The sequence below is a fragment of the Streptomyces sp. NPDC060031 genome (assembly GCF_042736805.1).
Taxonomy (GTDB): domain Bacteria; phylum Actinomycetota; class Actinomycetes; order Streptomycetales; family Streptomycetaceae; genus Streptomyces.
In genome coordinates, this window is the sequence record NZ_JBHWVM010000001.1 from 45860 (window position 1) to 67261 (window position 21402).

At 72.0% G+C, this 21402-nt stretch carries 23 protein-coding genes; 9 read left to right on the top strand and 14 right to left on the bottom strand.

Going from position 1 to position 21402, the window contains the following annotated elements; genetic code table 11:
* Positions 1-82 precede the first annotated feature (82 nt).
* Complete coding sequence (locus tag ACFWB8_RS00215) at positions 83-484, top strand: WD40 repeat domain-containing protein (RefSeq protein ID WP_385220126.1); 402 nt, start codon at positions 83-85, stop codon at positions 482-484.
* A gap of 31 nt (positions 485-515) precedes the next feature.
* Here ACFWB8_RS00215 and ACFWB8_RS00220 read toward each other — a convergent pair whose 3' ends face one another.
* The 5 genes from ACFWB8_RS00220 to ACFWB8_RS00240 all read right to left on the bottom strand — a co-directional run bounded on the left by ACFWB8_RS00220 (position 516) and on the right by ACFWB8_RS00240 (position 5023).
* Positions 516-1814 carry a DUF6986 family protein gene (locus tag ACFWB8_RS00220; RefSeq protein WP_385220129.1) on the bottom strand — a complete coding sequence of 433 codons (1299 nt, stop codon included), beginning with the start codon at positions 1812-1814 and terminating at the stop codon, positions 516-518.
* A gap of 171 nt (positions 1815-1985) precedes the next feature.
* A complete protein-coding gene (locus ACFWB8_RS00225; RefSeq protein ID WP_385220132.1) occupies positions 1986-2948 on the bottom strand; it encodes an electron transfer flavoprotein subunit alpha/FixB family protein in 963 nt (320 codons plus the stop codon).
* 58 nt (positions 2949-3006) lie between these two features.
* A complete protein-coding gene (locus tag ACFWB8_RS00230) occupies positions 3007-3792 on the bottom strand; it encodes an electron transfer flavoprotein subunit beta/FixA family protein (RefSeq protein WP_385220135.1) in 786 nt (261 codons plus the stop codon).
* A gap of 201 nt (positions 3793-3993) precedes the next feature.
* A complete protein-coding gene (locus ACFWB8_RS00235; protein WP_385220138.1) occupies positions 3994-4515 on the bottom strand; it encodes a flavin reductase family protein in 522 nt (173 codons plus the stop codon).
* Positions 4516-4669: 154 nt separating this feature from the next.
* Positions 4670-5023, bottom strand: a complete 354-nt coding sequence (locus ACFWB8_RS00240; RefSeq protein ID WP_385220480.1) for a thioredoxin family protein — start codon at positions 5021-5023, stop codon at positions 4670-4672.
* Between the two features lie 209 nt (positions 5024-5232).
* Between ACFWB8_RS00240 and ACFWB8_RS00245 the strand changes: the two genes are divergently transcribed.
* Positions 5233-5955: a lysophospholipid acyltransferase family protein gene (locus ACFWB8_RS00245; RefSeq protein WP_385220140.1), complete on the top strand. Its 723-nt coding sequence runs from the start codon at positions 5233-5235 to the stop codon at positions 5953-5955.
* Positions 5956-6017: 62 nt separating this feature from the next.
* Here ACFWB8_RS00245 and ACFWB8_RS00250 read toward each other — a convergent pair whose 3' ends face one another.
* On the bottom strand, positions 6018-7253 hold the full coding sequence (locus ACFWB8_RS00250; protein ID WP_385220143.1) for an alginate lyase family protein: 1236 nt from the start codon (positions 7251-7253) through the stop codon (positions 6018-6020).
* Between the two features lie 173 nt (positions 7254-7426).
* Here ACFWB8_RS00250 and ACFWB8_RS00255 point away from each other — a divergent pair, with 173 nt between their 5' ends.
* Positions 7427-8677 (top strand): MFS transporter, encoded by a 1251-nt coding sequence (locus ACFWB8_RS00255; RefSeq protein WP_385220146.1) that lies wholly within the window; start codon positions 7427-7429, stop codon positions 8675-8677.
* Here ACFWB8_RS00255 and ACFWB8_RS00260 read toward each other — a convergent pair.
* The 6 genes from ACFWB8_RS00260 to ACFWB8_RS00285 form a co-directional block, all read right to left on the bottom strand.
* Entirely contained in the window at positions 8613-9218 is a 606-nt protein-coding gene (locus tag ACFWB8_RS00260) for a transglutaminase family protein (RefSeq protein ID WP_385220149.1), read from the bottom strand. The two genes, ACFWB8_RS00255 and ACFWB8_RS00260, sit on opposite strands and share 65 nt — an antisense overlap.
* A 78-nt stretch (positions 9219-9296) precedes the next feature.
* The gene (locus ACFWB8_RS00265; protein ID WP_385220152.1) at positions 9297-10373 is read right to left on the bottom strand and encodes a threonine aldolase family protein; all 1077 of its coding nucleotides are present in this window, start codon (positions 10371-10373) and stop codon (positions 9297-9299) included.
* Entirely contained in the window at positions 10370-11131 is a 762-nt protein-coding gene (locus ACFWB8_RS00270) for an SDR family NAD(P)-dependent oxidoreductase (protein ID WP_385220155.1), read from the bottom strand. The genes ACFWB8_RS00265 and ACFWB8_RS00270 overlap by 4 nt, the downstream gene beginning before the upstream one ends.
* Positions 11132-11157: 26 nt before the next feature.
* On the bottom strand, positions 11158-12570 hold the full coding sequence (locus ACFWB8_RS00275; RefSeq protein WP_385220157.1) for a DUF6421 family protein: 1413 nt from the start codon (positions 12568-12570) through the stop codon (positions 11158-11160).
* An 81-nt stretch (positions 12571-12651) separates the two neighbouring features.
* Entirely contained in the window at positions 12652-13710 is a 1059-nt protein-coding gene (locus ACFWB8_RS00280; RefSeq protein ID WP_385220160.1) for an alpha/beta hydrolase, read from the bottom strand.
* Positions 13707-14849: an LLM class flavin-dependent oxidoreductase gene (locus ACFWB8_RS00285; protein ID WP_385220163.1), complete on the bottom strand. Its 1143-nt coding sequence runs from the start codon at positions 14847-14849 to the stop codon at positions 13707-13709. The genes ACFWB8_RS00280 and ACFWB8_RS00285 overlap by 4 nt, the downstream gene beginning before the upstream one ends.
* 49 nt (positions 14850-14898) lie before the next feature.
* Here ACFWB8_RS00285 and ACFWB8_RS00290 point away from each other — a divergent pair, with 49 nt between their 5' ends.
* Complete coding sequence (locus ACFWB8_RS00290) at positions 14899-15588, top strand: helix-turn-helix transcriptional regulator (RefSeq protein ID WP_385220165.1); 690 nt, start codon at positions 14899-14901, stop codon at positions 15586-15588.
* A 191-nt stretch (positions 15589-15779) separates the two neighbouring features.
* Positions 15780-16472: a glycerophosphodiester phosphodiesterase gene (locus tag ACFWB8_RS00295; protein WP_385220168.1), complete on the top strand. Its 693-nt coding sequence runs from the start codon at positions 15780-15782 to the stop codon at positions 16470-16472.
* Between the two features lie 10 nt (positions 16473-16482).
* On the opposite strand, the gene ACFWB8_RS00300 is transcribed toward ACFWB8_RS00295, so the two are convergent.
* Entirely contained in the window at positions 16483-17022 is a 540-nt protein-coding gene (locus tag ACFWB8_RS00300) for a GNAT family N-acetyltransferase (RefSeq protein WP_385220170.1), read from the bottom strand.
* A gap of 146 nt (positions 17023-17168) precedes the next feature.
* On the opposite strand from ACFWB8_RS00300, the gene ACFWB8_RS00305 reads away from it, so the two are divergent.
* The 4 genes from ACFWB8_RS00305 (at position 17169) to ACFWB8_RS00320 (ending at position 19806) form a co-directional block, all read left to right on the top strand.
* Complete coding sequence (locus ACFWB8_RS00305; RefSeq protein ID WP_385220173.1) at positions 17169-17717, top strand: DUF5134 domain-containing protein; 549 nt, start codon at positions 17169-17171, stop codon at positions 17715-17717.
* Between the two features lie 91 nt (positions 17718-17808).
* Positions 17809-18747 (top strand): M56 family metallopeptidase, encoded by a 939-nt coding sequence (locus ACFWB8_RS00310; RefSeq protein WP_385220176.1) that lies wholly within the window; start codon positions 17809-17811, stop codon positions 18745-18747.
* A 56-nt stretch (positions 18748-18803) separates the two neighbouring features.
* Positions 18804-19055 carry a hypothetical protein gene (locus ACFWB8_RS00315; RefSeq protein WP_385220179.1) on the top strand — a complete coding sequence of 84 codons (252 nt, stop codon included), beginning with the start codon at positions 18804-18806 and terminating at the stop codon, positions 19053-19055.
* Between the two features lie 127 nt (positions 19056-19182).
* Positions 19183-19806, top strand: a complete 624-nt coding sequence (locus ACFWB8_RS00320) for a TetR/AcrR family transcriptional regulator (protein ID WP_385220182.1) — start codon at positions 19183-19185, stop codon at positions 19804-19806.
* Between the two features lie 25 nt (positions 19807-19831).
* Here the strand turns inward: ACFWB8_RS00320 and ACFWB8_RS00325 are convergent, their stop codons facing one another.
* On the bottom strand, positions 19832-21328 hold the full coding sequence (locus ACFWB8_RS00325) for an LVIVD repeat-containing protein (RefSeq protein WP_385220184.1): 1497 nt from the start codon (positions 21326-21328) through the stop codon (positions 19832-19834).
* Between the last annotated feature and the right edge of the window lie 74 nt (positions 21329-21402).

Sequence of the window (21402 nt, forward strand, 5' to 3'; positions counted from 1 at the left end):
GCGCACGCTGCGCATCAACCGCGGCAATCCCTCCTACCGGAGACCCGAAGCCCGGGCGGTGGATTGCCGGACGGACGTCCCATTGCCAGTCGCCACCCGGAGCGATGCGTTCAGGGGCAAGCGGCTGCTCGGACTGGACTCGCTGATGGCGCTGGTGCGGATCCTCCACTCGTACGACGGGTTCGGCCGGGAGACCGCGCTCCCGCCGCACGACTCCGGGGAGTTGGAGACCCGGCGGCCTCACCGCCGACCGCCGGCCGGCCAGCGAAGGCGGGTACGGGCGCCGGCCTTCGCACCGGACGGCCGGCTGCTCGCCGTCGCGGGCAACGACTGCCAGGGACTCGCCGGTGACCGGCATCCCTCGGCCGTCCACGGGGTCGCCTTCTCCGCCGACGGCAGCCTTCTCGCCGCCTCGTGCGCGGACGGCACCGTACACCTCCGGTTGCCGCCCGTCCCGGAACGGACGACGGCCCGGCCCCTGTAGATCCCGGGGCGGGCCGCACGCGCCGTCACTGTCAGGCGCTGGCCGTCAGGGTCGCCGAGCGGCGCGGGATCGCGAAGGCGTCCAGCTCCGCGCGGGTCAGGCCGGTCAGGGCGGCGACCTCCTCGGCGCCGACCGCGCCGCAGTCGAGGCCGCGGACCAGGTAGCCGGCCAGCGCCTTGGCGGTGGCGGGCTCGTCCATGACGTCGCCCTCGATCTTCGCGACGTACGCCTTCAGGCGCGCGGCGGCCGCGTCGAGGCCCTCGCGGTAGAAGGTGAAGACGGCCGCGTAGCGGGTCGGCAGGTGCGCGGGGTGCATGTCCCAGCCCTGGTAGTACGCACGGGCCAGGGCGCGGCGGGTGAGGCCGTAGTGGAGCTTCCAGGCTTCGTGGACGTGCTCGGTGGTGCCGATGGGCAGGACGTTCGTCGAGCCGTCGGAGACGCGTACGCCGGTGCCGGCGGCCGCGACCTGCATGATCGCCTTGGCGTGGTCGGCGGCGGGGTGGTCGCTCGACTGGTACGCGGCGGAGACGCCGACGCAGGCGCTGTAGTCGAAGGTGCCGTAGTGCAGGCCGGTCGCCCGGCCCTTGGCGGCCTCGATCATGCGGGCCACGGTTGCGGTGCCGTCGGAGGCCAGGATGGACTGGCTGGTCTCGATCTGGATCTCGAAGCCGATCCGGCCCGGGCGCAGGCCGCGGGCGGTCTCGAAGGCCTCCAGCAGCTTGACGAAGGCGCTGACCTGCTCGGCGTAGGTGACCTTCGGGAGGGTCAGGACGAGGCCCTCGGGCAGGCCGCCGTTGGCGAGCAGGCCGGAGAGGAAGACGTCGGTGGTGCGGATGCCGCGGTCGCGGACGTTGGACTCCATGCACTTCATGCGGATGCCCATGTACGGGGCGTTCGTGCCGTTGGAGAAGGCTTCGGCGACGAGGCGTGCGGCGCGGGCCGCGGCCTGGTCCTCCTCCTCGTCGGAGCGGACGCCGAAGCCGTCCTCGAAGTCGACGCGGAGGTCCTCGATCGGCTCGGAGGCGAGCTTGGCGCGGACGCGGTCGTAGACCGGTACCGCCAGCTCGTCGGAGATGCCCAGCACCTTGGCGAAGGTCGCGGCGTCCGGGGCGTGCTCGTCGAGGGCCGCGAGGGCCTGGTCGCCCCAGGAGCGGATGGTGTCGGCGGCGAAGACGTCACCCGGCACGTAGACGGTGTGGATGGGCTGGCGGGTGCCGGGGTCGCCCGGGTAGTGGCGCGCGAGTTCCGCGTCCACCGGGGCGAGGGAGGCGCTGATGCCCTCGCTGACCGCGCCTGCGAGGCTCGTCGCCACCTTCTCCTGCTGACCCATCGTGCACTCTCCTCTTTTCCGCTTCACGGAATCTTAGATCCGCATTACAGAATTTAGTCACGGGGTGCCACTCAGTCAATGGTCCCCCCGCCCCTGCGGGCAAACGACTCGGGGCCGTGCGGTGAGAATCACCACACGGCCCCGGAGGCGGAGAGATACGCAGGTCAGGGACTAACCCTTGCGCGCCTTGATCTCCTCGGTGAGCTGCGGAACGACCGCGAAGAGGTCGCCGACCACGCCGTAGTCGACGAGGTCGAAGATCGGGGCCTCGGCGTCCTTGTTGACGGCCACGATGGTCTTCGAGGTCTGCATGCCGGCCCGGTGCTGGATCGCGCCCGAGATGCCCGAGGCGATGTACAGCTGCGGGGAGACCGACTTGCCGGTCTGGCCGACCTGGTTGGAGTGCGGGTACCAGCCGGCGTCGACGGCGGCGCGCGAGGCGCCGACGGCGGCACCGAGGGAGTCCGCGAGCTCCTCGATGATGTGGAAGTTCTCGGCACCGTTGACGCCGCGGCCGCCGGAGACCACGATCGCGGCCTCGGTCAGCTCGGGGCGGCCGGTCGACTCGCGCGGGGTGCGCGCGGTGACCTTGGTGCCGGTGGCCAGGGCGCCGAAGGTGACGGCGAGCGCCTCGACGGCGCCGGCGGCCGGGGCGGCCTCGACCGGGGCCGAGTTCGGCTTCACGGTGATGACCGGGGTGCCCTTGGAGACGCGGGACTTGGTGGTGAAGGACGCGGCGAACGCGGACTGCGTCGCGACCGGACCCTCGTCACCCGCCTCCAGGTCGATGGCGTCGGTGATGATGCCGGAGCCGATGCGGACCGCGAGGCGCGCGGCGATCTCCTTGCCCTCGGCGGAGGACGGGACGAGCACGGCGGCCGGGGAGACGGCCTCGTACGCGGCCTGCAGCGCGTCCACCTTCGGTACGACGAGGTACTCGGTGAACTCGGGGGCGTCGGCGGTGAGGACCTTGACGGCGCCGTGCTCGGCGAGCACCGCGGCGGTGGCCTCGGCACCGGCGCCCAGGGCGACGGCGACGGGCTCGCCGATGCGGCGGGCCAGCGTCAGCAGCTCGAGGGTGGGCTTGCGGACGGCGCCGTCCACGTGGTCGACGTAGACGAGAACTTCAGCCATGGGACTGCTCTCCTGCGATTGCGAAGTGTCTGGGGGCTAAGAGGGGTGGCCGAGGTTCTTAGATGAACTTCTGGCCGGCCAGGAACTCGGCCAGCTGCTTGCCGCCCTCGCCCTCGTCCTTGACGATCGTGCCGGCGGTACGGGCCGGGCGCTGCGCCGCGGAGTCGACCGCGGTCCAGGAACCCTCGAGGCCGACCTCGTCGGACTCCAGGTCCAGGTCGGACAGGTCCCAGGACTCGACCGGCTTCTTCTTGGCGGCCATGATGCCCTTGAAGGACGGGTAGCGGGCCTCGCCCGACTGGTCCGTCACCGAGACGAGCGCGGGGAGGGAGGCCTCCAGCTGCTCGCTCGCGGAGTCGCCGTCGCGGCGGCCGGTGACGGTGCCGTCCTCGACCTTGACCTCGGAGAGCAGGGTGACCTGCGGGACGCCCAGGCGCTCGGCCAGGATCGCCGGGAGGACGGCCATGGTGCCGTCGGTCGAGGCCATGCCGGTGATGACCAGGTCGTAGCCGGCCTTCTCGATCGCCTTGGCGAGCACCAGCGAGGTGCCCATGACGTCGCTGCCGTGCAGGTCGTCGTCCTCGACGTGGATGGCCTTGTCGGCACCCATCGACAGCGCCTTGCGCAGCGCGTCCTTCGCGTCCTCGGGGCCCACCGTCAGGACGGTGATCTCCGCGTCGTCGGCCTCGTCGGCGATCTGCAGCGCCTGCTCGACGGCGTACTCGTCGAGCTCGGACAGCAGGCCGTCGACGTCGTCACGGTTGACGGTCAGGTCCTCGGTGAACTGCCGGTCGCCAGTGGCGTCGGGCACGTACTTCACACAGACAACGATCCTCAGGCTCACGCCGGCTCTCCTACCGCATCGTCATTTCTGGTACCGCCTTGTGCAGGCAGCATAGGCGCCATGTTAGGCGGATCCCGGTCGGGGCGGCCCGCGCTCCGAAGGGAATGTTACTCGTCAGTACAGCGTGGGTGGAGCCGGGTTGCAAGGCCGGTGAACTGTGACCTTGCCAACGCCACCCGAACCCGCCCGAGCAGGGACGATTCAGTCGCGCAACGCGTTGAAGCGTCCCTGGTGGTACAGCAGGGGACGGCCTTCCCCCGCCGGGTCCCCGGCAACCGCCTCCGCGATGATCACCCGGTGCGCACCGGCCGGCACCCGCGCCACGACGCGGCACGCGAGCCAAGCCAGGACGCCGTCCAGCACCGGGACCCCGTGCGGCCCCGGAGCCCACTCGGTGGCCGGGCCGAAGCGGTCGGCTCCGCTCCGGGCGAACAGGCCGGCCAGATCCTTCTGGCCCTCACCGAGTATGTGGACGCCGAGGTGCTCGGAGTCGCGTATCGCGGGCCAGCTGGAAGACCCGGTGCCGATGGTGAAAGACAGCAGCGGAGGGTCGGCGGAGACGGAGTTGAGCGAGGTCGCGGTGAATCCCACCGGACCCGCGCCGCCCGCCGCGGTGATCACGGCCACTCCCGCGGCATGGCGGCGGAACACCGAGCGCAACAGCTCGGGCGAGCCGGGCAGGCCGACGCCCGAGCGGGGCGACGGAACTGTCGGAGCCGTCATGAGGGGGTTCCCCGTCCGTAAAGCAGGAGTTCGTACCGCATGGCGTCAGACTGGCGATCACCCGTGTACACAGTCAAGCCGCAACAGGCAGATGTAGGGCGCGTCACGCTGCGTGCGGGCGCGCGCACCGGCGCGGCGGCCGGAACCCCGGCGGTCATACCGCGGCGCCCAGGGCCGCGATCACGTCCGCCTTGCGGGGCATCCCGGCCGCCCGCCGGACGATCCGGCCGCCGGCGTCCAGGACCAGCACGGTCGGGGTCTTCTCTATGCCGAGGGCCCGTACGAGATCGAGGTTCCGCTCGGCGTCGACCTCTATGTGGGCGACGCCCTCGACCATGTCGGCGACCTCCGCGAGGATCCGCCGGGTGGCCCGGCAGGGCTGGCAGAAGGCGCTCGAGAACTGCACGAGGCTGGCTCGCTCCCCCGGCTCCGCACCCAGTTCGGCGGCGCCCAGCCGGCCGCCGCCCTCGTCCCCGCGCACCCGTCGCTCCCGTCGCCGCAGTCGTATCGGTACATCATCGCCGTACGCTCGTACGCACCATCGAGCGCCCGGCAGGTGCGCCGCATTCCCGGCGTGACGAGAATCTCGCCGGGCACGAGCGTCTGGGCTGGCCAGCAGGCCGCGTATGGGGCACGATCCCCATGGCCGCGTAACCTACGCAGCCGTAACTTCCGGCCGGGAGCACCTCCCCAGGCAGAAAGCGGGGTCTCCCCACCATGGCTGAGCTCGTCTACCCTCCCGTGATCGGCGCCGCACACGGGCTGTTCCGCGCGCTGGACATCCGAATCGACATGAAGGGCACCGAGAACATCCCGCGTACGGGCGGAGCGGTGCTGGTGTCCAACCACATCGGCTACCTCGACTTCATCTTCGCGGGGCTGACGGCGCGCCCGCAGAAGCGCCTGGTGCGCTTCATGGCGAAGGAGTCGGTGTTCCGGCACAAGGTGTCCGGTCCGCTGATGCGCGCGATGAAGCACATCCCGGTGGACCGCAAGCAGGGTGAGACGGCGTACCAGCACGCCCTGGACTCGCTGCGGGCGGGCGAGATCATCGGGGTGTTCCCGGAGGCCACGATCTCCCAGTCCTTCACGCTCAAGAGCTTCAAGTCGGGTGCCGCGCGCATGGCGCAGGAGGCCGGCGTCCCGCTGATCCCGGTGGCGCTGTGGGGCACCCAGCGGCTGTGGACCAAGGGCCGTCCGAAGAACCTCAAGCGCAGCCACATCCCGGTGACGATGCGGGTGGGCGAGCCGATGGACGCCCCCGCCGACCAGTACGCCGGCGCCATCACCCGCCGGGTGCGCGAGCGCGTGCAGGAGTTGCTGGACGCGGCGCAGCGCGCCTACCCCGCCCAGCCGAAGGGCACCGAGGACTCCTGGTGGCTGCCGGCCCACCTGGGCGGCACCGCGCCGACCCCGGCCCAGGTCAAGGAAGCGGGCTGACCCGTCCGACCGCACGTGCAACGGCCCCGCGGTGCGGGGCCGTTGCTTCGCCGTGTCCGGGCTCAGTTGGGATTGTCGGCGTGGGTCAGCGTCTCCCACGCCTCGAAGTGGTTCTCGGTGCCCGCCGGGCGCCGGCCCTCGGTGAGCCTCCGCGTGCTCTCCATGCTGACGCCCAGCCGCGTGTGCAGCGCGTTGTAGCCCACCTCGGTCGCCGGGCCGATGCCCTTGGCGAGACTCCCGCCGCACAGCCAGGACGGCACCGCCTGGCCGAGTTCGTAGGCGGCGTGGAAGCCCAGCAGGTGCCGGAAGCGGTCCTTGAACTGCGGGTAGAGGTCACGGCCCTGGATGCGTGAGGTCTCGGCGACGTGCATGGTCGCCGCGATCCCCATGCCGGTGTGGCCGAAGTCCCGGCAGGTCTCCTGGGCGAGGCCGTCCACGAAGGTGCTCTGGCCGTGCCAGTAGTCGATCAGCTCGCTCTTCGTGTCGATGCTCGAACGCGGCGGGTAGAGCGGCTGCGCGCCGTCGGAGGCCAGGTAGGAGTAGGCGGGGACCCGGCCGAGGTAGATGTTCATCGCCTTGTCGTAGCTCGCGCGGTCGTCGAGGTGGACCGAGATGCCGACGGCGGCGTCCATCATGATCAGTTCCCAGTTGCCGTTGCTGTTCTGCTTCCCGCCGATCACCTCGGGGAGGTAGACCTCGCGCAGCATGGTGGCGAAGCGCCCCTGGTTCGGCCAGCCGCCGGTGTACGCGTGCTTGATGATCTCGGCGGCGCGCGGCCAGGTGGAGCCGGCCCAGCCGCTCTGCAGCGGCGCGTTGCTGTTGGTGTGGTCCTTGATCTTCGCGGACCAGGCGTCCATCAGCTCGATCGACTTCTTCGCGTACCTGGTGTCGCCGGAGACGTACCAGGCGAGCGCGTCGGTGTACGCGGCGATGGCGTCCTCACGCTCGTCGGAGCAGCCGATGTCCGGGTTGGAGTACGAGCCGCACTCCACGACGGCCCTCGGCCTGGGCGTGCGCGACAGCGAGGCGTACCTGCTCGCGGCCATGGCGTCGTACGCGCCCTTCCAGGGCTGGCGGCCCGCCTGCACCTGCGTGCGTACGAAGTCCAGCTGGGCGCGGCTGTTGAGGACTCCGGGGTGGGCGAACCCGGCGGAGGCGGCGGAGGCGGCGGCGGCCTGCCGGTCGGCGCCCGGGGCCCCGTGGGGAGGGCCGGCGTGGGCGGTGGGGGCGAGGGGGGCGAGGGCCGCTACCAGGCCCAGGCCGAGGGTTGCGAGCGCGGCGGTGACTCCGTGGCGCATGGAGAGCCTTCCGGTCGGAGGTGGGGGGAACGGGGACTTCCTGCCGCGAAAATACTCATGGGCATGCCAAGTTGACAACGATGTCCGACAGGAAACTTTCCTATTGACGAAGTCCGCCATGCCGCGACCTTTTCGCCTTACTGTTCGATGCATACGTCGGGAGGGGGACGGGGATGCAGGGGTTCGGACGGTATCTGGCGGCCGCGCTGGCCGCGCGGTTCGCCTCCGAGGGGATGGGCATGGCCGTCGTGCTGCTCGCCCTGGAGCGCACCGGCAACCCGGCCCACGGGGCCTTCGTGCTGACCGCCTGGCTGGCCCCGCACGTACTGGCGGCCCCGCTCGCGGGAGCGGCCGCGGCCCGGGCGCGGCGGCCCCGGCTGTTCCACGTCGGCTCGCTCGTCGGGTTCACGGCCGCCGCGGGGACGTTGACCCTGCTGCTGGGCCGGGCCCCGGTGCCGCTGGTGCTCGCGGTGGCGGTGGCCGGGGGCAGTTGCGGGCCGATGGTGACGGGCGGCATGTCCAGCCTGGTCGCGGGACTGGTGCCGGCCGGGGCCGGGCGCGACCGCGCGTACAGCTGGGACGCGTCCACCTACAACGCCGCCGCGGTCACCGCCCCGGCGGCGGTCAGCCTGATCGCGGCGCTGCTCTCGGCCGGACCCGCGATGGCGCTGCTCGTCCTGGCGGGAGCCGCGGCCGCGGTACTGGCCGCGACCCTCCCGTACGGGAACCCGGGCGCGGGTCCGCGCCCCGGCGCCCCCCGCGCCGGGCTCGGGGCGGGGCTCGCGGCCCTGTGGCGGATCCACGAGCTGCGGGCGATCACTTCGGCGACGACCCTGGCCTTCGTCGGCATCGGCTCGCTCACCACCACCTCGGTCCTGCTGGCCACCCGGCTCGGCAGTCCGGGCGCCGGGGGCGTGCTCATGACGGCCTTCGCGGTGGGCGCGCTGGCCGGCACCCTGACGCTGGGCCGGATCACGGCCGTGCCGCCGGGCCGCCTCGCACGCTGGGCCATGGCCGGGACCGGAGTGGCGCTGGCCGGGGCCGCGTTCACCCCGTCGCTGCCGGTCGGCGCCGCGCTGTTCGCCGCCGCGGGGGTGTGCGACGGGCCGATCCTGACGGCCACCCTGCGCATCCGGTCGCAGTACGCCCCGGACGCGGTACGGACCCAGGTGTTCACCCTCGGCGCGGGGCTCAAGGTCACGGCCGCCTCGCTCGGGGCGGCCCTCGTGGGGCTCGCGGCCGACGTGCCGCCGCGGGCGCTGCTGATCGGGATCTCCGTGACCCTGCTGGCGGCGGCCCTGCTGCACGCGCTGGTGGCGGCGCGGGGACCGGCGGCGGCCACGACAGCGGCCCCGGCCGCTACAGGGCCGTCGGGAGACTGCGCCACAGCTCCGGTCGGTCCGCGGACTCCCGCAGGGCCTTGAGCGTGGCGGGGTGCGCGGCCGCGTACACCTCGGGATAGTCGATCTCGCCCTGCTCCGGCCGCACGGGGAAGGCGAGCTGCTCCTGCTCCAGGTCGAACCGGGCGTCCACGCCGGGCTTGTTGCCCCGCGGGTCCACGCGGGACCAGCGCTCGCGGCCGGGCAGGCGGACCGCGACGAGGCCGTGCACCACGTGGCCGGTGCTCTGGTCGTCGCCGAGGGTCAGGCGCTGGTAGCACAGGCCCGCCGGGATGCCCTGGGCGCGCAGCAGGGCGACGAGGGCGTGGGACTTGGCGAGGCAGATGCCGTTGCGGGTGCTCAGCACGTCCGAGGCGCGCCAGGCGATGCGCGGGTCGCCCGAGTCCGCGGAGTGCGGGATGACGTCGCGGACGAACTCGAAGGCCGCTTTGGCGAATGAATATGCGTCGCCGGCGGCGGCCCACAGGCCGTCAGCGGTGTCCTGGACCAGGGGGTGCCAGTGGTCCACTACATCATCCGACGCCAAATAGGCGTGAATGTCTGGGTTCTTCTGGATCAGCTCCATGGACCCGGAGCATAGCTACGCCCTCGACCGTAGATCAATAGATTTACAGTCGAGGGCATAAACATGCGTCCATCGGAGCTAGCGGGCCAGCTCTTCCTTCAGCGCCTGGAGGAAGCCGTCCACGTCTTCTTCCTGGGTGTCGAAGCCGCACATCCAGCGGACGTCACCGGCGACCTCGTCCCAGAAGTAGAAGCGGTAACGGTTCTGCAGCCGACGCGACACCTCGTGCGGCAGGCGCGCGAACACCGCGTTGGCCTGCACCGGGTAGAGGATCTCGACCCCGTCCGTCTCCCGGACCCCCGCCGCGAGCCGCTGCGCCATCGCGTTGGCGTGCCGGGCGTTGCGCAGCCACAGGTCCTTCGCGAGCAGCGCCTCCAGCTGCACCGACACGAAACGCATCTTGGAGGCGAGCTGCATCGACATCTTGCGGATGTGCTTCATCTGCCGGACCGCGTCCGGGTTGAGCACCACCACGGCCTCGCCGAACATCATGCCGTTCTTGGTGCCGCCGTACGACAGCACGTCCACGCCGACCGTGTTCGTGAAGGTGCGCATCGGCACGTCGAGCGAAGCCGCGGCGTTGGCTATCCGGGCCCCGTCGAGGTGGACCTTCATGCCCTTGCCGTGGGCGTGCTCGCAGATCGCCCGGATCTCGTCCGGGGTGTAGACCGTGCCCAGCTCGGTGTTCTGGGTGATCGACACGACCTGCGGCATCGCCCGGTGCTCGTCCTCCCAGCCCCACGCCTGCCGGTCGATGAGCTCGGGGGTGAGCTTGCCGTCCGGGGTCGGGACGGTGAGCAGCTTGAGGCCCGCCATCCGCTCGGGCGCGCCGCCCTCGTCGACGTTGATGTGCGCCGTCTCGGCGCAGATCACCGCGCCCCAGCGGTCGGTCAGGGCCTGGAGGGCCGTGACGTTCGCGCCGGTGCCGTTGAAGACCGGGTAGGCCTCGGCGTACGGGCCGAAGTGACTGCGGATGATCTTCTGCAGGTGCTCGGTGTACTCGTCCTCGCCGTAGGCGACCTGGTGGCCGCCGTTGGCCAGCGCGACGGCCTCCAGGATCTCCGGGTGGACTCCCGCGTAGTTGTCGCTCGCGAAACCGCGCACCGCCGGGTCGTGGTGCCGGCGGGCGTCGGTCTTCGCGGAAGCGGTCCTCACGGTTGCGGAGTGAGCCACAGACGCTGTCCGTTCACATCGGGGGCGGGCCGCTCCCAGACGCCGGCGATGGCCTCGGCCAGCTCCTTGACGTCGGTGAAGCCCGCGAACTTCGCATTGGGACGCTCGGCGCGCATCGCGTCGTGCACCAGTGCCTTGATGATCAGGATCGCAGCCGCGGCGCCGGGACCCTCCTCGCCCCCCGCCTTGCGGAAGGAGTCGGCCATGGCGAGCGTCCAGGCCTCGGCGGCCGCCTTGCCCGCGTTGTACGCGGCGTTGTTGGCGACCGGCTTGTGCGCACCGGACTGGCTGACCAGGACGTAGCGGCCGCGGTCGCTGCGCAGCAGCCCGTCGTGGAAGGCGAGCGAGGTGTGCTGGACCGTGCGGATGAGGAGCTTCTCCAGGAAGTCCCAGTCCGCGAGGTCGGTGTCGGTGAACGAGTTGCTCCCCCGCCACCCGCCGACGAGGTGCACGACCCCGTCGATGTGCCCGAACTCCTTCTCGGTCTGCTCGGCCCAGGCCTTGGTGGCCGCCAGATCGAGCAGGTCGACGGTGTCACCGGTGATGGTGGCGCCGCCGTGCGCGTAGCGCGCCGCGTCCACGGCCTCCGCGAGCCGTCCCGCGTCGGCGTCGGACGCGACCACCACGGCGCCCGCCTCGGCGAGGCGGAGCAGGGTGGCGCGGCCCGCGGGCCCGCCGGCCCCGGCCACCGCCACCACCGCGCCGTGAAGCTTGCCGTTGCCGTTCGAGGAGCCGTTCATCTGTGCAGCCTCCTGGGGTGAAACGCTCACGCGGCGACCTGCGCTGCGTTCTCGGCGTCCGCGTTGTGGGCCGTGATGCCCCGGGTCGAGGCGATCACGCCCTTGAGCTTCTTGGCGAGGGCCTCATAGAACATGCTGAGCGGAAACTCGTCCGCAAGCACGTCGTCCACGAGCTTGCGGGGCGGCTGCGTCGTGTCGAGGGCGTCGGGGCCCTTGGCCCACTTGGATCCCGGGTGCGGGGCGAGGTAGGTGGAGACCAGCTCGTAGGCCTTGAACCAGTGGACGAGCTTCGGGCGGTCGATGCCGGCCCGGTAGAGGTCCTCGATCTCGGCGCAGAGCTGGTTGGTGACCTGCGGGGCCCGCATCCAGTCGATCTTCAGCTTGTTGTCCGTCCAGCGTACGACGTCGTGCTTGTGGAGGTACGCGAAGAGGAGCTGGCCGCCGAGGCCGTCGTAGTTGCGGTTGCGGTCGCCGGAGACCGGGAAGCGGAACATCCGGTCGAACAGCACGGCGTACTGCACGTCGCGGCCGTGCTCGTTGCCCTCGGACTCGAGCTTCACGGCCTCCTTGAAGGCGGTGAGGTCGCAGCGCAGCTCTTCCAGGCCGTACATCCAGAACGGCTGGCGCTGCTTGATCATGAAGGGGTCGAAGGGCAGGTCGCCGTGGCTGTGGGTGCGGTCGTGGACCATGTCCCACAGGACGAAGGCCTTCTCGCAGCGCTCCTGGTCCTCGACCATGGCGGCGATGTCCTCGGGCAGCTCGATGCCCAGGATGTCGACCGCGGCCGCGGTGACCTTGCGGTAGCGGGCGGCCTCGCGGTCGCAGAAGATGCCGCCCCACGTGAAGCGCTCGGGGGCCTCGCGCACGGCGATGGTCTCCGGGAAGAGCACGGCGGAGTGGGTGTCGTACCCCGGGGTGAAGTCCTCGAGGGTGATGCCGAGGAAGAGCGGGTTGTCGTACCGGGTGCGCTCCAGCTCGGAGAGCCACTCGGGCCACACCATCTTCAGCGCGACGGCCTCCAGATTGCGGTCCGGGTTGCCGTTCTGCGTGTACATGGGGAAGACGACGAGGTGCTGCAGCCCGTCGATCCGCTCGGCGGCCGGCTGGAAGGCCAGCAGCGAGTCCAGGAAGTCCGGCACGCGGAAGCCGTCGGCCGCCCACTTGCGCAGGTCGGCGACGAGCGCCTGGTGGTACGCGGTGGCGTGCGGGAGCAGCGGGGAGAGCGTCTCGACCGCGCCGATCACCCGCTCCACGGCGGCCTCGGCGGTGGCCCGGGCGGGAGCGCCCTCGGCCTCGAAGTCGATGGAGCCGTCCTTGGACTGCCAGGGGCGGATCTCCTCCACGGCGGCCTTGAGCGCGGGCCACGCGGGGTGGTCCACCACCCGCGCATCGGCGGATATCACGGTACCGCCGGTACCCGGCACAAGAGTTTCCGTCATGTCACTTCCTCCACAGGAGAACCTCACGTCGAGACAGCGTAAGCATGTGAGGCTCTTCCACTCAAGAGGCAGCACGGGAAATTATCCTGCACTACCCCCTTCTCGACCGGAATTCTTCCCGTCCGTCAGGGTGGAAGCGATTACTCCGCCCAATTTCTCCAAAGCCCGCCGGGCGGGCGGGAGTACGTCCGCCAGCGCGAGGAATCCGTGGCACATCCCGGGGTGGCCGTCCAGGGCGGAAAGGACGCCGCTGTCGATCAGCCGGTAGTGGTACGTCTCACCCTCGTCCCGCAGCGGATCGCACCCGGCGACCAGCACGTGGGCGGGCGGCAGCCCGCTCAGGTCGGCCGCGAGCGGGGAGGCGAGCGGGTCGCGGCCGTCGCCGCCGGGCCCCAGGTACTGCTCCCAGAACCAGCGCATGTGCGCGGCGGTCAGGAAGTAGCCGCTGCCGTCGAGACGGTACGACTCGGTGTCCTGGCCCGCGTCCAGCACGGGGTAGAGCAGCAGCTGGAGCGCGACCGCCGGTCCCCCGTGGTCCCGGGCCAGCAGCAGCGAGGCGGCGGCGAGGTTCGCGCCGGCGCTGTCCCCGGCGACCACCAGCGCCGCCGGGTCGCCGCCCAGCTCGGCCAGGTGCCCGCCGGCCCAGCGCAGGGCGGCGAACGCGTCCAGTGCGGCGGCGGGGAAGCGGGCCTCCGGGGCGCGGCGGTAGTCGACGGAGACGAAGACCGCGCCGGAGGCCCGGCAGAGCTCCCGGACGAGGGTGTCGTGGCTGTCGAGGTCGCACAGGACCCAGCCGCCGCCGTGGCAGTACACCACGGTCGGCCGGGGCCCCGGCCAGCGCCGCGGGTCGGGGCGGTAGATCCGTACCGGGACCGGCGGCGCCCCGGCGAACCCGGGGACCTCGCGGTCCAGCACGGCGCCCACGGCGGGCGGCGGGCCCGGCCGCGCGTCCTTGCCCGCGGCCCCGGCGGCGAGGACCCGGCGCGCCTCGACGGCATCGGTGACGGCCCCGCCGAGATCGGGGAACCGGGCGGCCATCGCATCGACGTACGGCCGGGCGGCGGGATCGAGCCGGTCGGCGGGGGCGGGCGGCGCGGCGGGCCCGGCCCGGCCGGGCCCGCGCATCTCGGCGGCGCTCACGCGTCCCCGCCCGCCGTCCGCCGGTCCGCGAAGTGCGGGATGACCTTCTCGCCCCACTGCCGCAGGGTCTCCAGGCAGGCCTCCTGCGGCACGGTGCCCATCTGGATCAGGCACATGATCTCGTCGGCCCCCGCCTCCCGGAGCCGCTCGACGTAGGCGATGGCGTCGTCCGCGCTGCCGTACGCGTGGTCGGCGTTGAAGGTGGCCGTGGAAGCGGGCCGGACCGGAATGTCCTGCTCGTTCAGCCGGGCCACCACCTGCTCGGCGGCCCTGCGCATGTCCGCCGCCTCGTCGGCACCCTCGACCACCGCCTCGTCCGGGACGCCGGCTCCGCCGTACCAATGGCCGATCGACTGGGCGAAGAACCGCTGCCCCCGGGTGCCGATCCGGCGCGCCTCCTGCGGATCGTCGAGCACGATCGTCGGACACAGGACCGAGAAGTGGTCGTTGACGACGGTGGACACGAAGCGGCCCCCGTCCCGCCCGGCGATCGCGGCGTCGTAGACGGACCGCATCGCCGCGATCGACTCGGGTCCGGCGAAGCCCATCACCAGTGCCCCGATCCCCAGTTCCGCCGCCTGCACCAGCGTCTCGCCCCGGCTGCACGCCAGGAACAGCGGCGGATGCGGGCGCTGCGACGGGCGCGGCAGGATCGGGTGCGGATCGATGTCGATCAGCTCCCCGTGATACTCCAGCTCCTCCTCCTGCCAGGCCTTTCCGATGATCCGCAGCGCCTCCTCGACCTCCGCCGCCGTGCGGTCCCGGTCGACCCCGCACAGCGAGGTCTCCTGCACGGTGCCCCCGCGTCCGGCGCCGAGGTCCAGGCGCCCGCCGGACAGCAGGTCGAGCATGGCGGCCCGCTCGGCGACCCGGACAGGGTGGTTGAAGTTGAAGGGCATGCACACGACTCCGTGCCCGATGCGTATGGTGTCCGTCCGGGCCGCCACCCAGGTCAGGAAGATCTCGGGAGCACTCATGTGGGCGTACCACTTCAGCGAGTGGTGCTCGACCGCCCAGATCCGGTCGAATCCCATCCGCTCCGCGAGCACCGCCTGCTCGACGCAGTCGCGGATCACCTGATGCTCCCGTGCCACCGTCGGGTCTGCCAGCTGAGCTTCGAAGATCACGGAGAACTTCACGATGCCTCCAGGGTTGCGTCCCGTGCCCGGCCTTACTTCAATAAGGAATATGACTAGTAGTCAGACGTCGAAGAAGCAAGAGAAGAGGCAGGCGGACCTGCCGCCGACCGCGTGGGCGGTGCTCGGTCTGCTGTCCTTCCCCGGGGAACGGACCGGGTACGAGCTGAAGAAGTGGGCGGACGCCTCGCTGCGCTTCTTCTACTGGTCGCCCGCCATCAGCCAGATCTACGCCGAACTGCGCCGCCTGGAGGAGCTGGGTTACGCGGCCTCCGCGCGCTCGGGGCCGGAGGAGGCGCGGGCCAAGCGCCGCTACGCCATCACCGAGGCCGGGCGCGCGGCGCTGGCCGGCTGGGCCCGCGACACCGCCGAGGCCGGGCCCCCGGTGCTCAAGCACGGGCTGCTGCTGCGCGTCTGGCTCGGGCACCTGGCCGAGCCGGAGCGGCTGCGCACGATGGTGGAGGAGCACCTGGAGCGCACGCGGGGCGAATTGGCCGCCGTACGGGAGGCCATGGAGCACGCGGGCGAGGTGCCGCAGTGGGCCTTTCCCGCGCTGGCGCTGCGCTGGAGCGAGCGCCAGCACCTGGCGGAGCTGGAGCTGGGCGAGGCACTGCTCGCGGACCTCGCGGGCCTCGCGTCGCACCTCGCCGCCGACCTCGCCGCCGGGGCCGGTCCGGCGGCGCCCGGCGGGGCCTTCGCCGCGGGCCGTCAAGCCGATGGGGACGCGCCCACGCCCGGGTGACGCCGCAACACCGCGACGGCGCGCGCCGCGGCCCCACGGCCCGGACGGGCAACGGCCGAAGGGCACGTACGGGCCGCCGCACGGGCGGTCTCATCGCACCCGCGGCGCACTAGCATGCGTCCTCACCGCGCGCGGCCGGTAGGGACACCGCGACCGCGCGGGGAGCCGCCGTCGACGGAAGCGAGAGAACCTTGACTTTCCTCACCATCGGTCACCGCGGGGTCATGGGTGTCGAACCGGAGAACACCCTGCGGTCGTTCGTCCGCGCGGAACGCTCCGGCATGGACGTCATCGCGCTGGATCTGCGACTCAGCAAGGACGGCGCCCTGGTCGTCCTGCACGACGCCGAGGTGCACCGGACCACCGACGGCTCGGGAGCCGTCGCCGACCTGACCCTGGCCGAGCTGCGCGAGCTGGACGCCGGTGACGGCCAGCACGTGCCGGTCCTGGAGGAGGCCCTGGACGCCGTCCGGGCTCCGCTCCAGGTGTCGGTCCGGGACCAGGGCACCGCCGGGGTGCTCGCGGAACTGCTGCTGAGCCGCGACCTGACAGGGCGGGTCGAGGTGGCCTCCTTCGACGACGCGGTGCTGGGCGAGGTCGCCCGGCTGGTGCCCGGCGTACGGACCAGCCTGTACGCGGACCGGCCCGAGGCCGCCAGCGGGACCCTGGTGGACCGGGCGCGGACCGTCCGTGCGGGGACGCTCGCCCTGAACATCCGCCGGATCAGCCTGGAGGCCGTGGAGGAGGCCCACGCGGCCGGGCTGCGGGTGACCGGCTGGACGGTCAACACCCTGGAGCAGCTGCGGCTGGCGCGCGCACTCGAACTGGACGGCGTGGTCACCGACTTCCCGGAGATCCGCAGCACGGGCCGCTTCACCGCCTGACGAAGTCCGCCTACAGCGACTTGACCAGCAGCTCGAAGGCCAGGTCCGTGCGGAGCGGGACGCCGAAGCGCTCGTCCCCGTAGGGGAAGGGGCTCATCTCACCGGTGCGCCGGTAGCCGCGGCGCACGTAGTAGGCGATGAGCTCCTCGCGTACGTTCACCACCGTCATCCGCATCTCCTTGGCGTCCCACTGCTCCCGGGCGCGGCGCTCGGCCTCGGCGAGGATCTCCTTGCCGAGTCCGCCGCCCTGGAGCCCCGGGCGGACCGCGAACATCCCGAAGTAGACGTGGTCCCCGCGGTGTTCGAGCTGGCAGCAGGCCACGAGCTCGCCGCCGCGCTCCACGACGAGGAGGGTGCCGTCCGGGGTCTCGATGACCCGGCGGACGCCGTCCTCGTCGGTGCGCTGCCCCTCGAGGTAGTCCGCCTCGGTGGTCCAGCCGCCACGGCTGGCCTCGCCCCGGTACGCCGATTCGACGAGCGCCACAAGTTCCGGCACGTCGGACTCGACGGCGCTGCGGAAGCTCAGGGTGTGGGATTCGGCGGTCGACATCGGGTGGCTCCGTTCTCTGCCTGGCATATGACATGCCCGGTCCGGCACGGAGAGCCTATCCCTGTCCGGCGTGCGGACCTCCCCGCCCGGGCATCTCTTCCGGTGACGCCGACGAACCGGGAGGTTCCGCCGTGCACGGTCCCGCGATGTCCCTCTCCTCCTCCGTCTCCGCCTGGCTGCTGGTCCTGCTGTGCGCGGGGAGCGGTGCGTACTGCCTGGGACGGGTGCGCAGATCCGGGAGCGGGCCGCGCGGCGGTTCGGCGGCCGGCGGGGAAGCGCTGATGGGGTTCGGGATGGCGGTGATGGCGCTGCCGCTCGGGATCGGCGGGGGCTGGCAGGTGCCCGTCCTGTCTGCGGTCTTCTGCGCGGCCGCCCTGCACTCGGTGTGGCTGCTGCGGGACGGGGCGCACCACACCCACCACCTCGTGGGCTCGCTGACGATGGTCTACATGGCCTTGGCGGCCGGCTCCGGTCCGGGACACGGGCACGGGCATGCGCCGACGGCCGGACTGCCGCTGCTGACCGGGCTGCTGCTCGTCTACTACGCCGTGTACGTGGTGTTCGGCGGGGCCCGGTTGGTCACGGTGGGCGCGGGCGGCGGCGCGGGCGGCGGGCGGGGCGGGAGCGCGGAGCTGCTCCGGGCCTGCCGGCTGGCGATGGGGACGGGGATGCTGGCGATGCTGCTGGCCATGTGACCGCCGGGAGGGGAGCCGCGGCGGAGTGTGCTGCGTCACCAATCGCCCGGACCATACCCGCAGGTAGCCGGGCGCTCATAAGGTGGGGACCATGATGGTCCCCGCAGCACTCCTGCTGCTCGGCGCCCTGACCGCGGTGCTCGCCCCCCGTCTGCTGGCGCGGGCCCGGTGGCCCGAGCATGAACCGGTCGTCGCCCTGTGGGTGTGGCAGTGCGTGGTGGGCGCGGTGCTGCTGTGCTTCGCGCTGTCGATGCTGCTGAGCGCCGCGGCCGCCTGGCAGGCGGTACGGGGCCGGCTGTTCGCCGCCGCGCCGACCGGGGTGGTCGACGCCTACGCCCTGGGCGCCGCGGGCGGCGCCTGGGCGGTCGGCACCGCGCTCGCGCTGGCCGGCGGCGGGCTGTGGACCGGCGCGATGCTGACCCGGGAGGTCCTGCGGGCCCGCGCCCGGCGGCGCGTACAGGGGGCCGAACTGCTGCTGCGGGCACCGCTGTTGCCCGGGGAGGATCCCACGGGAGTACGGCTCGTCGTACTGGAGGGGCAGCGGCCCGCGAGCTGGTGGCTGCCCGGCGCCGCCCCTCGGCTGGTGGTCACGACCGCGGCGCTGGGCCGGCTCAAGGGCAGCCAGCTGGATGCCGTGCTGGCGCACGAGCAGGGGCACGCGGCGGCGCGGCACGACTGGCTGCTGCACTGCTCGCGGGCACTGTCCGGCGGGTTCCCGCAGGTGCCGGTGTTCGCGGCGTTCGAGGAGGAGATGCACCGGCTGGTGGAGCTGGCCGCGGACGACGTGGCCTCGCGGCGGTTCGGGCGGCTCACGGTCGCGCTGGCGCTGGTCGGGCTGAACGAGGACAGCGGGGTGTTCGGGCCCTACTCGACCCCGCAGGCGCACGTCCCGCAGCGGGTCCGGCGGCTGCTGTCGGCGGCGCCCCGGCTGTCGGCGGGGCGCAGGGTGCAGCTGACGGCGCTGGCCACGCTGGTGCCCGCGGTGCCGCTGCTGGTGGCTTTCGTACCGGCGCTGAGCACTCTGGCGTAACCGCCGCGCGGATCGGCCCGGATGCGGCCGGGCCGATCCGGCAGCAGGCTGGGGGCATGGAGCATGCGCCGATCGTCGTGCACCGGATCTCCGCGTCGGGCGGCCGGCGGGTCACCATCCGCGTGCAGGGGACGGAGACCCCTCTGGGCCTCGCCCATTCGGATGCGGACGTGATCGAGTTCCTGCGCCGGATCGAGGTGCCGGAGCCGGACGAGGTGGTCCTCGGCGACGAGTCCGCGCTGATCGAATGGCAGGGCGACACGCCGCACCAGTACGAGCCCGAGCCGCCGACGCTGGACCTGCCCTGACCTGAAGTTGCGCGTGCGCGGATGTCGTGCGGATGTGCCTGCCCTGGGCGATCCCCCGCGTCGCCCAGAGCAGACGGCCCCGCGCGCTGAGTATATTGGCTGGAAGCCAGTCAACGCAGGAGTAAGCATGTCCCCGCGCAGCGCATCGGTCAATGAAGAATTGCGCAGACGTTCCCGCGAGCGGCTGCTCCAGGCCACGGTCGATCTCGTCGGCGAACGCGGCTACGAGTCCACGACGCTCGGCGACATCGCCGACCGGGCGGGGGCGGCGCGCGGCCTGGTCTCGTACTACTTCCCGGGCAAGCGGCACCTGCTCCAGTCGGCCGTGCACCGGCTGATGCACCTCACCCTGGAGGCGGCGCTGGAGCACGAGCCGTGCAGCGACGACGGCCGCGAGCGGCTCGCCCGCGCCATCGACGCGATCCTGGGACTGGCCCGCGACAACCCGCTGCTGATGCGCACGCACATGGCGGGCATCCTGCAGGCCGAGGGCTTCGTGCAGTGCCCCGAGCAGCAGCGGCTCGCCGAGCTGCTGCGGGACACCGTCACCCGGTACGGCTCACCGGACGTGGACACCGACTACCCGCTGCTGCGGGCGCTGCTGATGGGCGCGGTGGTCGCGGTCCTGCTGCCCGGCGCGCCGATGCCGGGGCCGCGGCTGCGGGCCGAGTTGTTCCAGCGTTACGGGCTGGACTGGGAGCTCGGTGTCCCGCCGGACGGCGGACCGCCCGACGGAACGTTTCCGCGTTGATGACCGGCATGACCGGCCGCTGCCGCTACCGGTACTCGGGCTGGCTCTGTACGTTCAGCCGGTCCAGCCACACCCACTTCGCGCTCTCGGTGCGCCAGTCGTCGAGCCGCAGCACGTCGAGGCCCTTGGTGATGTCGTTCGAGTAGATGTGCCCGTTGTAGTAGTACGCCGACCAGGAGCCGCCGACCTGCAGCGCGTCCGTGCTGAGCGGGCCGCGTTCGAAGTAGCCGATCTCCTTGGGGTTGGCGGAGTCGGTGAAGTCCCACACCGAGACGCCGCCCTGGTACCAGGCCTGCACCATGATGTCGCGGCCGCCGCCGACCGGGATCAGCGAGCCGTTGTGGGCCACGCAGTTCTCGGTGTCGGCCTGGTGGCGCGGGATCTTGAAGTAGCCCCGGAAGACGAGCTTGCGCTGGTCGCCCCGGCCGGTGATGTCGTAGATCCCGTCTGCGCCCCGGTTCGGGCCGGTGGCCTCGTTGCAGGTGGCGCCGCCCCCGCCGCCGAGCTCGTCGGTGAACACCACCTTGTTCGCCTGCTCGTTGAAGGTGGCCGAGTGCCAGAACGCGAAGTTCACGTTGTCCTGCACCCGGTCGATCACCCGCGGCTGCTCGGGCTTGCTGATGTCGAAGAGGATGCCGTCACCCATGCAGGCGCCGGCGGCCAGGTTCTTGGACGGCAGCACCGTGATGTCGTGGCAGCCGGTGGTCTTGGAGACGCCCGGGTTGGCCGGCCCGCCCGGGTTGCCGCCGTCCGGGAAGAGGATCGGGAAGGAGACGACCGCGGCCCGGGTCGGCGCCTTCTTCGGAACCTTGATCACCGAGATGCCGTCGTGCGGCGGCTGGCAGTCGGGGAACGCCTCGCTCGGCGAGTACGAGGACACGTAGAGGTAGACGTCCCCGCGGTCGCCCGGCACCAGGGAGTGGGTGTGCGAACCGCAGTTGGTCTCGACGGACTTGATGTACTTGGGGTTCTTCTTGTCCTTGATGTCGAAGATCTTGATGCCCTCCCACGAGGACTTCTCCGTGGCGGGCTGCGAGACGCTGTTGCAGGAGTCGTCGCTGCGCGAGGAGTCGGTGGAGAGGAAGAGCAGGTCCCCCTGGACGGAAATGTCGTTCTGGCCGCCCGGGCAGAGCACCTGGGAGACCGTTTTGGGGGCCTTCGGGTTGCCGATGTCGTAGATGGTGAACCCCGAGTAGTTGCCCGCGTAGGCGTACTTGCCCTGGAAGGCCAGGTCGGAGTTGATGCTGGTGGGGTCGGTACTGGGGATGTTGGCCAGCTGCTTGATGTTCCGGCTGTGGACGATCTCGTCCTGGCCGGGGATCTCGCCGGGTGCGAGCTCCCGGCCGTCCGGGGCGGCGTTCGCGCCCTGGCGGGAGCCGGCGCCGCCGGGTGTTAAGTCCCCCGGATCCGGGCTCGCCGATGCCGGGCCCGCGGCGAGGAGCGTGGCGAGGAGTCCGGCCGCCGCGAAGGCGGCTCCCGCCAGGCTCCGGGTCCCCACTCTGCTGGTGCGCAACGAGGTCATTGTGCCTCCCATGGGAGTCCTGTCGGTTCCGCTCGGGATGGGAACGGAACCAGGACCCCGGCAGTATCTTCCTT